A 13790-nucleotide genomic window follows, 5' to 3' on the forward strand; every position below is an offset into this window, starting at 1 on the left:
CGGGCCGTTCAGCGATGCAGCCACATGCGGATCGCAAGCAGCAGCTGCTCGGTGTTGACTGGCTTGGCCAGATAGTCGGAGGCGCCGGCTTCCAAGCACTTTTCGCGGTCTCCCTTCATGGCCTTCGCCGTAAGCGCAATGATCGGGAGGCGGGCGAAGGACGGGTTCTGCCTGATAACGCCAATGGTCTGATACCCATCCATCTGCGGCATCATGATGTCCATCAGCACGATTGCGATCGTCGGGTTGGACTCGACGAGATCGATGGCCTCGCTGCCGGTCGTCGCGGTGAGTACTTTCATGCCGCGCCTTTCGAGCACGCTGGAGAGCGCGAAGATGTTCCTCGCATCGTCGTCGACCAATAGCACGGTCTTGCCGATGAGATCCTCGTCGGAACTGTTGAGTTTCTCCAGCATGCGCTGCTTTTCGGCCGGAAGTTCCGTGATCACACGGTGCAGGAACAGCGCGGTCTCGTCGAGCAGGCGCTCCGGCGATTCCACACCCTTGACGACGATGCTGCGCGCCATCGTGTGAAGCTCCGCGTCCTCTTCGGCGGACAGCTCCCGGCCGGTGAACACAACGACCGGAACGTTGGACAGGGAGGTGTCCGCGCGGAGTTGGTCGAGCACCTCAAAGCCGCTCATATCCGGCAGCCGCAGATCGAGCACGACGCAATCGCACGGCATCTCGCGCAGCATCGACAGCGCGCCGGCGCCCGTGTCGGCTGCCACGATCTCGATATCGTCGTGGTCGAGCAGCTCGCGGATCGAGAGCTGCTCGGCCACGTTGTCCTCGACGATCAGAAGCCGCTTGCGCCGTGGCTTGGCGTATTCCTTGATCTGCGTCAGCGCCTCGCTGACGCCCTCGGTGGTCGTCGGCTTGTTGACGAAAGAGAAGGCGCCGCGGGCCAGCGCATGCTGCCGATCCTCATCGAGCGTGATGATCTGCACGGGGATATGCCGCGTCAGCGGGTTGTGCTTGAGCTGGCTCAGCACGGTCCAGCCCAGCATGTCCGGCAGGAACACGTCGAGTGAGATCGCCGCCGGCTGATATTGCTTGGCGAGGTCGAGCGCCTCGGCGCCCCGGCCGGCGACCAGCACCTTGAAGCCCTTGTCGCGTGCGAGGTCGATCAGCACGCGTGCATAATGCGGATCATCCTCGACGATCAGCAGAATGGTGTCGCCGGCGTTCAGGTTGAGGCGATCGTCCGGAAGCTGCTCGGCGACGCGCTCGGCCGGCACGACCTGCTGCAGGGCAGGGACCAGTGCGGGCGGCTGAGGCGAGGGCGCGCTGATGCGCGGCGACACTGTCGGGCCGGTATATTTCAGCGGCAGATAGAGCGTGAAGGTCGAGCCCGTGCCGGGCGAGCTCTTCAGATGGATCTCGCCGCCGAGCAGGTTGGCGAGCTCGCGGCTGATGGCAAGGCCAAGGCCCGTGCCGCCATATTTGCGGCTGGTGCCGGCGTCGGCCTGTTGGAAGGCCTCGAAAATCAGCTTCTGCTTCTCCTGCGGAATGCCGATGCCGGTGTCCGACACTTCGAAGGCGATCACGGCCGGCGCGGTGTTGAGGACCGGGTGCTCCGCGCTCCAGCCGCCAAGCGCCGCAGCCACCTTCAGACGCACGCCGCCTTCGGCGGTGAACTTGAAGGCGTTCGACAGCAGGTTCTTCAGCACCTGCTGCAGGCGCTTGGAGTCGGTGACGATGCTGCGCGCGAGGTTCGGATCGACCTCGATATTGAACGCAAGCTGCCGGTTGTCGGCCTCATGGCGGAATGGACGGCCAACCGTCTCGAGCAGGTTCGCGGTGAGAATTTCCTCGGCATCCACGGTGACCGTGCCCGACTCGATCTTGGAAAGATCGAGGATGTCGCTGATCAGGTTCAAGAGGTCGGTGCCGGCACCGTGAATGGTGCGGGCGAACTCGACCTGCTTGCCGGTCAAATTGCCGTCCGGGTTCTCGGTGAGCTGCTGGCCGAGGATCAGGATCGAGTTGAGCGGCGTGCGCAGCTCGTGCGACATGTTGGCGAGGAATTCGGACTTGTATTTCGAGGTCAGCGCAAGCTCGGTGGCCTTTTCCTCCAGCGCGCGGCGGGCCTGCTCGATCTCCTGGTTCTTGCGTTCGACCTCGACGTTGCGCTCGGCGAGCTGCTGCGCCTTCTGCTCCAATTGCTCGTTGGTCTGCTGCAGCTCGCGCTGTTGGGCCTGCAGCTCGGCGGCGAGCTGCTGGGACTGCTTGAGCAGGCCTTCGGTCTGCATCGTGGCCTCGATCGAGTTGAGCACGATGCCGATGGAATCGGTGAGCTGCTCGAGGAAGGTCATCTGCGATGTCGTGAACGCGCTCAAGGAGGCAAGTTCGATCACCGCCTTGACCTGGTTCTCGAACAGCACCGGCAGCACCACGAGGTTCTTCGGCACCATCCGTATCAGGGCCGAGCCGACCGGGACGGCGTCGGAGGGGATATCGCCGACCAGCCGCTGGCGCTTGTCGGCTGCGCATTGGCCGACAAGGCCTTCGCCGAACTGAACGAGCTGTCGGTGGGGGTAGATGCCGTCATCGGCATAGGATGCGAGCAGACGCAGCTGCGGCGAATACTCGTTCTCGACCTGGTAGATCACGCCGCGATGCGCGTTCACCAGCGGCGTCAGTTCGGTCAGGAGCAGGCGGCCGACTGTGGTCAGGTCGCGCTGGCCCTGCAGCATGTTGGTGAACTTGGCGAGATTGGTCTTCAGCCAGTCCTGCTCGGTATTGAGGTCCGTCGTGAGCCTCAGATTGGTGATCATCGTATTGATGTTGTCTTTGAGCTCGGCGACTTCGCCGCGCGCGTCGACCTGGATCGAACGAGTGAGGTCGCCCTTGGTCACGGCGGTTGCCACTTCGGCGATCGCACGCACCTGAGAGGTCAGGTTCGCCGCCAGCAGGTTGACGTTGCCGGTCAGATCCTTCCAGGTGCCGGCGGCGCCCGGCACGTTGGCCTGGCCGCCAAGCCGGCCCTCGACGCCGACCTCGCGGGCGACGCTGGAGACCTGATCGGCAAAGGTCGCGAGCGTCTCGGTCATGTTGTTGATGGTGTCGGCGAGCGCCGCGACCTCGCCCTTGGACTTCACGGTGAGGTTCTGCTTCAGGTCGCCATTGGCGACCGCGGTCACCACCTTGACGATGCCGCGGACCTGTTCGGTCAGGTTGGCGGCCATGAAGTTCACGGTGTCGGTCAGGTCCTTCCAGGTGCCGGCCACACCGGGCACCTGCGCCTGGCCGCCGAGCTTGCCTTCGGTGCCGACCTCGCGTGCGACGCGCGTCACTTCGCCCGCGAAGGCATTGAGCTGGTCCACCATCGTGTTGATGGTGTTCTTCAGCTCGAGAATTTCGCCCTTCACGTCGACCGTGATCTTGCGCGACAGGTCGCCGCGCGCCACCGCCGTGGTCACCTCGGCGATGTTGCGGACCTGCGTGGTCAGGTTCGCCGCGAGCAGGTTGACGTTGTCGGTGAGGTCCTTCCAGGTGCCGCCGACGCCGGGCACCACGGCCTGGCCGCCCAAGCGGCCCTCGGTGCCGACCTCGCGCGCCACGCGCGTCACTTCGGCCGCGAAGGAGCGCAGCTGCTCGACCATCGTATTCAGGGTGTCCTTGAGCAGCAGGATCTCGCCGCGCACATCGACCGTAATCTTCTTCGACAGGTCGCCGCTGGCGATCGCGGTGGCAACATCGGCGATGTTGCGGACCTGCGCCGTCAGGTTCGACGCCATGAAGTTGACGTTGTCGGTCAAGTCCTTCCAGGTGCCGGCGACGCCGGGCACTTCGGCCTGGCCGCCGAGCTTGCCTTCGGTGCCGACCTCGCGGGCCACGCGCGTCACTTCGGAAGCGAAGGCGTTGAGCTGGTCCACCATCGTATTGATGGTGTTCTTCAGCTCGAGAATTTCGCCCTTCACGTCGACGGTGATCTTGCGCGACAGGTCGCCGCGCGCCACCGCGGTGGTGACCTCGGCGATGTTGCGGACCTGGGCCGTGAGGTTGCCGGCCATGGAGTTGACGCTGTCGGTGAGGTCCTTCCAGGTACCGGCGACACCGGGCACGTTGGCCTGACCGCCCAGGCGGCCTTCGGTGCCGACCTCGCGCGCCACGCGCGTCACCTCGCCCGCAAAGCGGTTGAGCTGGTCGACCATCGTGTTCAGCGTCTCCTTCAGGCTCAGGATCTCGCCGCGCACGTCGACGGTGATCTTGCGCGATAGGTCGCCGCTGGCGATCGCCGTCGCCACTTCGGCGATATTGCGGACCTGGGCCGTCAGGTTGCCGGCCATGGAGTTGACGCTGTCGGTGAGGTCCTTCCAGGTGCCGGCGACGCCGGGCACCTCTGCCTGGCCGCCGAGCTTGCCGTCGGTGCCGACCTCGCGGGCGACGCGCGTCACTTCGCCGGCGAAGGCGTTGAGCTGGTCCACCATCGTGTTCAGGGTTTCCTTCAGCTGAAGGATCTCGCCTGACACGTTGACGGTGATCTTCTTGGACAAGTCGCCCTTCGCCACCGCGGTCGCGACCTCGGCGATGTTGCGGACCTGACCGGTGAGGTTGGAGGCCATCGAGTTGACGCTGTCGGTGAGGTCCTTCCAGGTGCCGGCGACCCCGCGCACCAGTGCCTGACCACCGAGCTTGCCCTCGGTGCCGACTTCGCGGGCGACGCGTGTCACCTCGCCGGCGAAGGCGTTGAGCTGGTCCACCATCGTGTTGATGGTGTCCTTCAGCTCCAGGATCTCGCCGCGAACGTCGACCGTGATCTTCTTGGAGAGGTCGCCATTGGCGACCGCGGTCGTCACCTCGGCGATGTTGCGGACCTGGGCGGTCAAATTGCCGGCCATCGAATTGACGCTGTCGGTCAGGTCTTTCCAGGTGCCGGCGACCCCGCGCACCAAAGCCTGGCCACCGAGCTTGCCCTCGGTGCCAACCTCGCGGGCGACGCGCGTGACTTCGCCGGCAAAGGCGTTGAGCTGGTCGACCATCGTATTCAGCGTTTCCTTCAGCTGAAGGATTTCGCCCGACACGTTCACGGTGATCTTCTTGGAGAGGTCGCCCGAGGCGATCGCGGTAGCGACGTCGGCGATGTTGCGGACCTGGGCCGTCAGGTTGGAGGCCATGAAATTGACGTTGTCGGTCAGATCCTTCCAGGTGCCGGCCACGCCTGGCACCTGGGCCTGGCCGCCCAGCTTGCCCTCGGTGCCGACCTCACGCGCCACGCGCGTCACTTCGCCGGCGAAGGCGTTGAGCTGGTCGACCATGGTGTTGATCGTATTCTTCAGCTCGAGAATTTCGCCCTTCACGTCGACGGTGATCTTGCGGGAGAGGTCGCCGCGCGCCACTGCGGTCGTCACCTCGGCGATGTTGCGCACCTGCGTGGTCAGGTTCGCCGCGAGCAGGTTGACGTTGTCGGTGAGGTCCTTCCAGGTGCCGCCGACGCCGGGCACCACGGCCTGGCCGCCGAGCCGGCCCTCGGTGCCGACCTCGCGCGCCACACGCGTCACTTCGGCCGCGAACGAGCGCAACTGATCAACCATCGTGTTGATGGCTTCCTTGAGCTGCAGGATCTCGCCACGGACGTCGACCGTGATCTTCTTCGACAGGTCGCCATTGGCGACTGCGATCGTCACCTCGGCAATGTTGCGGACCTGACCGGTCAGATTGTTGGCCATCGAGTTGACGCTCTCGGTCAGGTCCTTCCAGACGCCGGTCACCTCCGGCACCTGGGCCTGGCCGCCGAGCTTGCCTTCGGTGCCCACCTCGCGCGCCACGCGCGTCACCTCCGAGGTGAACACGCTGAGCTGCTTGATCATCGTGTTGACGATGTTGGCGGATTGCAGGAACTCGCCGCCCAGCGGTCGGCCGTCGACGTCGAGCTTGACCGTCTGCAGTAGGTCGCCTTGCGCAACTGCGGCTACGGCGCGGGTCACCTCGCGCGTGGGCCAGAGCAGGTCGTCGATCAGAGTGTTGACGGAACCTTCCATGTCAGCCCAGGAGCCGCTGGCGAGACCGAACTTGACGCGCTGCCTCGTCTTGCCCTCGCGGCCCACGACCTGGCCGACACGCTCCAGCTGCTGGGCCATCCGCTCGTTTGCGGCGATGATCTCGTTGAACGTATCGGCAATCTTGCCCTCAATGCCGAGGTAATCCCCGCTCATCCGTACCGAGAAGTCGCCGGAGCGCATCGCCTGCAGAGCGTGGAGCAGGTCCTGCTGCGAGTCCGCTTGACCTGTGCCATTGCCATTGCGCGGAGGAGCCTGCCGCAACGGCGGCGACGACGCGCCGGACTCGAGATCGCTCATAATCGTCCCCCACGTGCCTCGATCGCCAGAATCTGCAGCGCAGACCATTGGCATAGAAGCTTTGCCCACTTGCCAAATCAAGCAGAAGCAGATGCTCCAACAGGTGGAACCCGCGCCACCGGGCCCGAGAACGGTAACTCGACGAGCCAGTACCGGTTCCTCGGACCAGCGAAGAAGTTTTTTGCAATGCCAAATTGCCTTCTGGGAAGCTGACTGACGCTCCAGGGAACGAGAGCCGCTCACCGGCTTTATCGGGGAAGCGAAGGGATCTCGCCATGAAAGTCATCAAAGCAGCAGTCGTTGCCGCGCTTATGCTCTGTTCCGGAACGGCACTTGCGCAGTCCGGCGGGGCGAGCGGACGGGGCGCCGTGAGCGGCGATCCGGCCGCGAGTTCGGCCACGCCAGGGACATCGCCGACCACAGGAAGCTCCATGAAGCCGACCCGTAGTGGCAGCGGCACCTCAAGCTCCGGTGGTAGCGACGCCAATGGCGACCAGGGATTGGACAAGATGCCGGAGAGCGATAAGAACGTCATGCCGCTCGATCAGCAGCACAAGCCGCCGAATGGAAGGTAAATTGTCATCGCAGCCGGTCGATCACTTGTCGGCCAGCGCGTTCCTGGTGTCGGCGAGCTCGGTCAGCAGGGCTGGCAACTGAGCCGCAGCAAAGCTCCTGACGTCCTCGTTATCAGGAGACTGCAGGTATCGCTCGATGAGAGCAACCGCCAGCTCGTATTCGGCAAGCTGTGCAGCGTAGAATTGGCGCACATACGCCGGCCCTTCGGTGCTGTCCACGGCGTCGATGCTGTGGGCGCGCATCGCAGCTGCCTTGTGCTGTGCAGGGATCTCGGTCCCGGTCTGCCGTTGCAGCTCTGCCAGGATCTTGTCGCGCTTGGCGGCCGCGTCAGCCCGCGCAGCCGCGGTCATCAGCACGTCGCTCGAGGGTGCACCATCGGTGCGCTCCACGGCATTCTGCTGGAACAGGTCGAACTGATAGAGTTGAGAGATCACGTCCGCCGCTGTAGGGACGGGGTGAGTGTTAGCGTCTGACATGCTCTCGGCTCTCGCCATTGTGCAGGCAATTAGCAAACAGCCGAACATCAGACATCTTGTGGCCGCGAAACGTCGCATCGCATTTCAACCGACAACTCGCATGGAGGTTCCCGCAAAGATTAATATCCGGTAAGGGTGTTGAGCTTTGTGACGGAGCTCCCACGTCAACTGCATGAAACAGTCAGACCTCCTGCGGAAAAACGCAGACAATTGTCTTCAACTTGCCGAGCGCGCCGAAGGTGAACCGGCTTACAGACGCTATGTGCGAATGGCGCGAGGATGGACCGCGCTGGCCGACGAGCAAGACTGGCTGGATGGCGAAGTGCCCCCGGTCGATCCAATGCCGGCACGATCGTGACGACAAGCGACACGCGCACGGTACGAATGAATATGAGGGTACCCCTCAACCGAGATGTGTTGCGGACCTGCCGCTGCGCGGTCGTATCAACCTTGGAGTAATCCACCCGAGAGTTCGTGCCGAAAGGAGGAATATCGCATGGCCCCACGATTGGTTCTGGTTGCGCTGCTTCTGGCTTTCGGCATTGCCTCCGCGGCCGCGACGATCACCACAATCCGCCAAGTCAAGACAGCCAACTACGCGCTTCCGCAGCCGGTGACGCGGATCTAGTGTTCCGAGACCAACATTCGATGTGCCGCCCTTGCCAAAGTACGGCAGTTGGCAGAATGGCGCTGCGAGCGTTCTGATTCTGCCGCATGCGCCGCTCAATGCAAGGCGAGGCGGCGCGACCGGCGAGGAAGCAGCGCCGTCGCTGTCGCGCGGCCCGCGAGCCCGCGTTCGCCGGCAGCGATAAGCGCATCCAACGCGGTCTCTCCGCTTGAAGCGCAGCGAACGATCTCTTTCGCGGCGCGCTTGCGAACGGCGTGATCTTCTCCGTCAGGTACCCGCGCGCAGGCTCGGTCAAGGGCTGCGTTCATGGCGGCCAGAGTGCGTGAGTTGAATTTGTCCGCGATCATCTCACTGCCTCGAATCACTGCCTCGAAGCTGGGCTTTTGCAAATGCAAAAAGCGACCACCAAGAGGATCAGCTACACCTCAAAACGTGCACATGAGAAGGAAGGACTTAGGAGCAACTGCTAGCCATCGCTCGGAACAATTTGCATCGCAAGGCGTCTCTCCTGATCGTTGCGGCGTCGCGTTAGGCCGCCACAGCACGTGTGACGGCCGGGGGCGATCGCAGCAACATATGTCCAGGAGCCGTTGATGCCTTTCTATCACTTCGATCTGATCGATTCCAGAACTGTCGCTGACGAAGGCGGAGCTGAATTGCCCGACGACATCGTGGCGATGGACTCTGCGGACGCATTGGCGCGGCGGCTGCTCGGCGAACGTCCTGACCTGCGCAATCGGGACTTTTCAGTACTCGTCACCAACGACGACGGCGACGAGATCTGCCGCATCCCGCTCGATATCCTCCACTAATCATACTGCGGAGCAACACGTTCATGGCACATTCCGATCAAGGCATTGTCCGGCGCAAGGCTGAAGAGTTGCCGAGGGACAAGGAGCGCGCCCGGACCGCGCATCACACCGACTCGGCGCAAGCCGTTTCGCGTGAAGCGACCCGGGATCCCAGTCTCGATGATCCATCTGGCGGTGCGGGAACGAAATCTGGCGAGGGCCGCGATCGATCGAAGCACTGATCGGTCGCGCGGCTGCCGGTCGCACTGCCGCGCGGAACGATGTGAGAGCGCGTTCGTTGCTCCGGCAGGTCGATTACATGTTCGATTGAATGGAGGGTTCACATGGCAAGCGCGATGGACGAACGTGAGATGGGCAACCTCATCGGCAGCGACAAGGTCGAAGGCACCGCGGTCTATGGACCGGACTCGACCAAGATCGGCTCGATCGAGCGCGTCATGATCGACAAACAAAGCGGCAAGGTCTCCTACGCAGTGCTCGGCTTCGGCGGCTTCATGGGACTGGGCAATGATCACTATCCGCTGCCGTGGCAGTCGCTGAAATACGACACCCGGCTCGGCGGCTACGTCACCGGCGTGACCGAGAGCCAGCTGCGCGGTGCTCCGAAATATCGGGATGAGCGCGACTGGAATTGGAACGACATGGGCGCCAATCGGGTGGTGAATGATTATTACGGTGTTCCGCTCGTGTAAGGGCGAGGCATGAAACGACGAGAGGCCGCCGTCGCCGGCGGCCTCTCAGGTGCTGCATAGGCGGCCGCGATCACCACGTGGTCCAGCGACCACCATGCCAATAGCCGCGGCCTTCGTGCTCGCGGAAGACGAACCGCTCCCTCGGACCCCAGCGCCAGTTGTCCTCGTGGACCACGATCCTCGCCGATGGCGGATAGTCATAGGCTTCATGCGTGTGCCAGCAGACGCGGCCCTGGCAGACAATGGCCGCGGATGCACTGACCATTGACGCCGCGAGCATCCCGGCACTCATCGCGGCGCCCGCGAGGATCTTGGTCTGTTTCATTCTCGTACTCTCCCTGTATAGCCCTTGCCCGGTGCAGCAACCGAAAAAGCCGCGCCTCGGTTCCCGCAGCGGACCAATGCGAAGCGACCCGCGAGGTGAGCAATTGCAGCACGAATCGGGGAACGAAGCTCGGGTGCAATGATTACCTTTGCAACACGCGCAGCAGGCGAGGGGGCACATCAGCTACGAGCCGAGGTCGATCGACGTGGATGCCCAGACCAAGCCGCGGGGCGCGCTCGCGGAAAAGCCGCAATCGCCTGAGCAACGACCGGGCCAGAGTGAAGCTCCGGCCGAACAGCACGGCGACTCCTCCAGCAAGCCTTCCTTCCGTGACCGCCTGAGACAGCATCCCGTCCTGACGGCCGTTGTCGTCTGTGTCCTGATCGCGGCTGCCGCCGGCGCCCTCGCGTATTGGTTGGACGTCCGCCACTATGAAAGCACGGACGATGCGTTCATTGCGGCGCGCAGCTTCTCGGTGGCGCCCAAGGTGGGCGGCTACGTCACCGACGTGCCCGTAACCGACAACCAGCATGTCAGTGCCGGCGACCTGCTGGCTCGCATCGACGAGCGCGACTACAGGATCGCCGTTGATCAGGCCAAGGCCCAGGTTGCGGTCGGCGAGGCCAACGTCCACAACGTCGAGGCTCAGATCGAAAGCCAAAAGGAGCAAATCGCGCAAGCCAAGGCGCAGGTGGAGCAAGCGCAGGCCCAGCTCGACTTCGCCCAGCAGGAGGAGGCGCGCGCGAGAGACCTTGTCGAGAAGGGCGCCGGCACTGTGCAGCGCGAGCAGCAGACCCGCTCCGACCTGCAGGCTCAGCAGGCCAATATGGCCCGAGCCCAGGCGGCGCTGACGGCGGCCGAACTCGGCATCAAAACCCTGCAGGCTCAGCTCGAAAGCGCAAAGGGCTCGCTGCAGCAGGCGAAGGCGCAACTCGACCAGGCCAATCTCAACCTACAATATACGGCCGTGATCGCCGCCGAATCCGGCCATGTCGTCAAGCTCTCGGCTGCCAAGGGCACGTTCGTTACGGCGGGCCAAAGCCTGATGATGTTCGTACCGGACAAGGTCTGGGTCGTCGCCAACTACAAGGAGACGCAGCTCGCCGACATGCGCCCGGGACAGCCGGTCGAGCTCCGGATCGACGCCTATCCCAGCCGCAAGTTGACCGGCCACGTGACCTCGGTGCAGCCCGGCTCGGGCACCGCATTCAGCCTGCTGCCGGCCGAGAACGCCACCGGCAATTACGTCAAGGTGGTGCAGCGCGTGCCGGTGAGGATTGATGTCGACGACTGGCCGGCTGACCTTCCGGTCGGACCGGGCATGTCGGTCGTGCCCTGGGCCAAGGTCCGATGACGGACACCACGGCAGGCGGCTGGTCACCGGAGCGGTCAGCCGCCGGCGGGCACAATCCCTATCTGATCGCCTTCGTGGTTTCGATCGCCACCTTCATGGAGGTGCTCGACACCACGATCGCGAACGTCGCGTTGCGCCATATCGCTGGTGGGCTTGCGGTCGGCATCGACGAGAGCACCTACGTCATCACGTCCTATCTGGTCGCCAACGCCATCGTGCTGTCGATCTCCGGCTGGCTCGCCACCGTGATCGGCCGCAAGCGCTTCTACATGATCTGCGTGGCCACCTTCACGTTGGCCTCTCTGCTGTGCGGCCTGGCCTGGAGTCTCGAATCCCTGGTGCTCTTCCGCATCCTGCAGGGCTTCGGCGGCGGCGGCATGGCGACAAGCGAGCAGGCCATTCTTGCCGATTCCTTTCCGCCGGCGAAGCGCGGCCAGGCATTCGCGATCTATGGTGTCGCGGTCGTGGTTGCGCCGGTGGTCGGCCCGACGCTGGGCGGCTGGATCACAGACACTTACACATGGCACTGGGTGTTCCTGATCAATGTGCCGATGGGCCTGTTGTCGTTGTTCCTCGTCGGCATGCTGGTCAGCGAGCCTTCAGGCGCCAAGGAGGAGCGGGCGCGGCTGCTCAGAGGTGGCCTGCGGGTCGACTTCGTCGGCTTTGCGCTCGTGGCGATCGGCCTCGGTTCGCTCGAGTTCGTGCTCGATGAGGGCCAGCGCAACGACTGGTTCGGGTCCAACATGATCCTTGGCTTCGCGCTGGTCTCGGGCTTCTGCCTGCTGACGCTGATCCCCTGGGAGCTCAGCCGCAAGGATCCGATCGTCGACATCTCGCTGCTCGGCCGTCGCCAGTTTGGCGCCTGCTTCGTGGTCATGTTGGCAACCGGCGCGGTGCTGATCGCGACCACCCAGATGCTGCCGCAGATGTTGCAGACCGAGCTGAACTATACGGCCTATTTGGCCGGCCTCGCGCTCTCGCCCGGCGGCATCGTCACGATGATGATGATGCCGGTCGTCGGGCGCCTCGTCAGTGTGGTGCAGCCGAAATACCTGCTGGTGTTCGGGGCTGCGGTGGTCTCGCTTGCGATGTGGTATCTCACCGGCCTGAACGGCGATATCACCTATGGCTATGCGGCGATGTCACGCGTGATGCTGGGCGTCGGTCTGCCGTTCCTCTTCCTGCCGGTGACGACGGCCTCTTACGATGGCGTCCCTCCGGACAAGACCAACCAAGCGTCGGCGCTGATCAATGTTGCGCGCAATGTCGGCGGATCGATGGGCGTGGCTCTGGCGCAGACCATGCTGGCGCAGCGTCAGCAATTCCACCAGAGCCGCCTGATCGAGCATGCGGCGCCGTCCGATATCGGCTATCAGCAGACGATCGACGCGATCACGCGCTATTTTCAGGCTAGCGGCTCGAGCGCGAGCGATGCGGCCGGACAGGCGATTGCCTGGGTCGGCCAGACCCTCCAGCACCAGATCGACCTGCTCGCCTATATCGACGTGTTCTGGATGCTCGCGATCCTCGGTCTCTCGATGATCCCCGTGGCCCTCAGCCTGCGATCGATCGATCTCGGTGCCGCGCCAAGGGGCCACTGAACGGCCATTGATCAAGCCGTCGTGCTGTCCATGGTCTCGGAGGTTGCCCTCGGTGCACGCCGCGTCAACCAGCTCGGGATCTCGCGGTAGCAGGTGCCTTTCTCGTCCATCTCGGCGATGGTCCATTTGCTGGGATGCCGCTCCTTGCCGACGAACACCCAATCTTCCACCGAGGCCGGCGGCTCGTTCGGCCGGGTCCGGAGCCATGCCGAGCCCGCCCCCTTGGGCAGCCGTTCCTGCTTCATCTGATACAGATCGTAAACTGGCGCACGCATCACGCAACTCACCCCAACACAACTGCTCTAGGTTTCAATCCCGTCGCGGCGAAATTGTGAAACGGTCGGGGCCTAGATGTGCCGAAGTTTGTTTCAGGGCGATGACGTTGCGCTCGCGCAACGGTTGACCGGGGCGTGGCTCGTCGAATTGCAGCCACTGATGGCAGTTGGCGCTCTTTGCAGGTCTTTGATCATCAGGTCCTTTGCTGACCTCCGTGAGGTTCAGCCGCCGCCAAAATTGGACGGATCGAGATTCCTGTTCTCCTCCGGGGGAATCGGCGGATAGCCGGGAAACTTGTACCAACCGGGCGGGACCGCATCGCTCGGCCGGGGACGGACGTCGACGCGCTCGCGATGGCGGACGTGCACGTGATGTGCCGGTGCGGCGGCCGCCGCATCGACCAGTCCGTTGGAGGGACTGCCGATCAAAAGGCTCACGCAAAGGCATGAAGTCAAGGTAGGCCGCATGGGACGCTCCCGGCGTAGTGGTCCAGTGTCTATCTGGAACAGGCGCAGGATATTCCCAAGTCCTCGCTGCCACGATCAGTCTAAGCGGATTGAATCGATCAGGTCGCCTGACGGCTATTAGCAATCATCCTGACGGCTATTGGCGATCAAGCAGCAGTGCGCCGGAACTGGCGAGCCATGCCCCGCGTTTTCTGGTTTGTCCGATGCTTCGGGTACGGGCGGCGCTCCGACGATGTCCCGCCACAAACATCACCTATCCAAACATGATAGGCTCTGGC

Annotated in this window: 13 protein-coding genes; 7 read left to right on the forward strand and 6 right to left on the reverse strand. The window is 63.7% G+C overall.

Annotation, left to right across the window (positions count from 1 at the left end; translation table 11 throughout):
* Nucleotides 1-8: 8 nt before the first annotated feature.
* Complete coding sequence (locus P6U24_RS18090) at nt 9-6305, reverse strand: HAMP domain-containing protein (RefSeq protein WP_407153893.1); 6297 nt, start codon at nt 6303-6305, stop codon at nt 9-11.
* 275 nt (nt 6306-6580) lie between these two features.
* Here P6U24_RS18090 and P6U24_RS18095 point away from each other — a divergent pair, with 275 nt between their 5' ends.
* Nucleotides 6581-6880 (forward strand): hypothetical protein, encoded by a 300-nt coding sequence (locus tag P6U24_RS18095; RefSeq protein ID WP_407153894.1) that lies wholly within the window; start codon nt 6581-6583, stop codon nt 6878-6880.
* A 21-nt stretch (nt 6881-6901) separates the two neighbouring features.
* Here the strand turns inward: P6U24_RS18095 and P6U24_RS18100 are convergent, their stop codons facing one another.
* Nucleotides 6902-7357, reverse strand: coding sequence for a DUF4142 domain-containing protein (locus P6U24_RS18100; RefSeq protein WP_407153895.1), 456 nt, complete (start codon nt 7355-7357; stop codon nt 6902-6904).
* A 172-nt stretch (nt 7358-7529) separates the two neighbouring features.
* Here P6U24_RS18100 and P6U24_RS18105 point away from each other — a divergent pair, with 172 nt between their 5' ends.
* Both P6U24_RS18105 and P6U24_RS18110 read left to right on the forward strand, forming a co-directional pair.
* On the forward strand, nt 7530-7715 hold the full coding sequence (locus P6U24_RS18105; RefSeq protein WP_407153896.1) for a hypothetical protein: 186 nt from the start codon (nt 7530-7532) through the stop codon (nt 7713-7715).
* A gap of 138 nt (nt 7716-7853) precedes the next feature.
* Nucleotides 7854-7985, forward strand: a complete 132-nt coding sequence (locus tag P6U24_RS18110) for a hypothetical protein (RefSeq protein ID WP_407153897.1) — start codon at nt 7854-7856, stop codon at nt 7983-7985.
* A gap of 95 nt (nt 7986-8080) precedes the next feature.
* Here the strand turns inward: P6U24_RS18110 and P6U24_RS18115 are convergent, their stop codons facing one another.
* On the reverse strand, nt 8081-8332 hold the full coding sequence (locus P6U24_RS18115; RefSeq protein ID WP_407153898.1) for a hypothetical protein: 252 nt from the start codon (nt 8330-8332) through the stop codon (nt 8081-8083).
* Between the two features lie 246 nt (nt 8333-8578).
* Between P6U24_RS18115 and P6U24_RS18120 the strand changes: the two genes are divergently transcribed.
* Nucleotides 8579-8797, forward strand: a complete 219-nt coding sequence (locus P6U24_RS18120; RefSeq protein ID WP_407153899.1) for a DUF6894 family protein — start codon at nt 8579-8581, stop codon at nt 8795-8797.
* Nucleotides 8798-9120: 323 nt separating this feature from the next.
* Nucleotides 9121-9489 carry a PRC-barrel domain-containing protein gene (locus tag P6U24_RS18125; RefSeq protein WP_407153900.1) on the forward strand — a complete coding sequence of 123 codons (369 nt, stop codon included), beginning with the start codon at nt 9121-9123 and terminating at the stop codon, nt 9487-9489.
* 70 nt (nt 9490-9559) lie between these two features.
* On the opposite strand, the gene P6U24_RS18130 is transcribed toward P6U24_RS18125, so the two are convergent.
* A complete protein-coding gene (locus P6U24_RS18130) occupies nt 9560-9814 on the reverse strand; it encodes a hypothetical protein (protein ID WP_407153901.1) in 255 nt (84 codons plus the stop codon).
* 205 nt (nt 9815-10019) lie between these two features.
* Here P6U24_RS18130 and P6U24_RS18135 point away from each other — a divergent pair, with 205 nt between their 5' ends.
* Nucleotides 10020-11168: an HlyD family secretion protein gene (locus P6U24_RS18135; RefSeq protein WP_407160506.1), complete on the forward strand. Its 1149-nt coding sequence runs from the start codon at nt 10020-10022 to the stop codon at nt 11166-11168.
* The gene (locus P6U24_RS18140) at nt 11165-12769 is read left to right on the forward strand and encodes a DHA2 family efflux MFS transporter permease subunit (protein ID WP_407153902.1); all 1605 of its coding nucleotides are present in this window, start codon (nt 11165-11167) and stop codon (nt 12767-12769) included. Before P6U24_RS18135 ends, P6U24_RS18140 begins: the two co-directional genes overlap by 4 nt.
* A gap of 11 nt (nt 12770-12780) precedes the next feature.
* On the opposite strand, the gene P6U24_RS18145 is transcribed toward P6U24_RS18140, so the two are convergent.
* Both P6U24_RS18145 and P6U24_RS18150 read right to left on the reverse strand, forming a co-directional pair.
* A complete protein-coding gene (locus P6U24_RS18145) occupies nt 12781-13044 on the reverse strand; it encodes a hypothetical protein (protein ID WP_407153903.1) in 264 nt (87 codons plus the stop codon).
* Nucleotides 13045-13266: 222 nt separating this feature from the next.
* Nucleotides 13267-13512 carry a hypothetical protein gene (locus P6U24_RS18150; protein WP_407153904.1) on the reverse strand — a complete coding sequence of 82 codons (246 nt, stop codon included), beginning with the start codon at nt 13510-13512 and terminating at the stop codon, nt 13267-13269.
* Nucleotides 13513-13790: the final 278 nt, after the last annotated feature.

The sequence above is a fragment of the Bradyrhizobium sp. STM 3557 genome, from assembly GCF_045571465.1.
GTDB lineage: Bacteria > Pseudomonadota > Alphaproteobacteria > Rhizobiales > Xanthobacteraceae > Bradyrhizobium.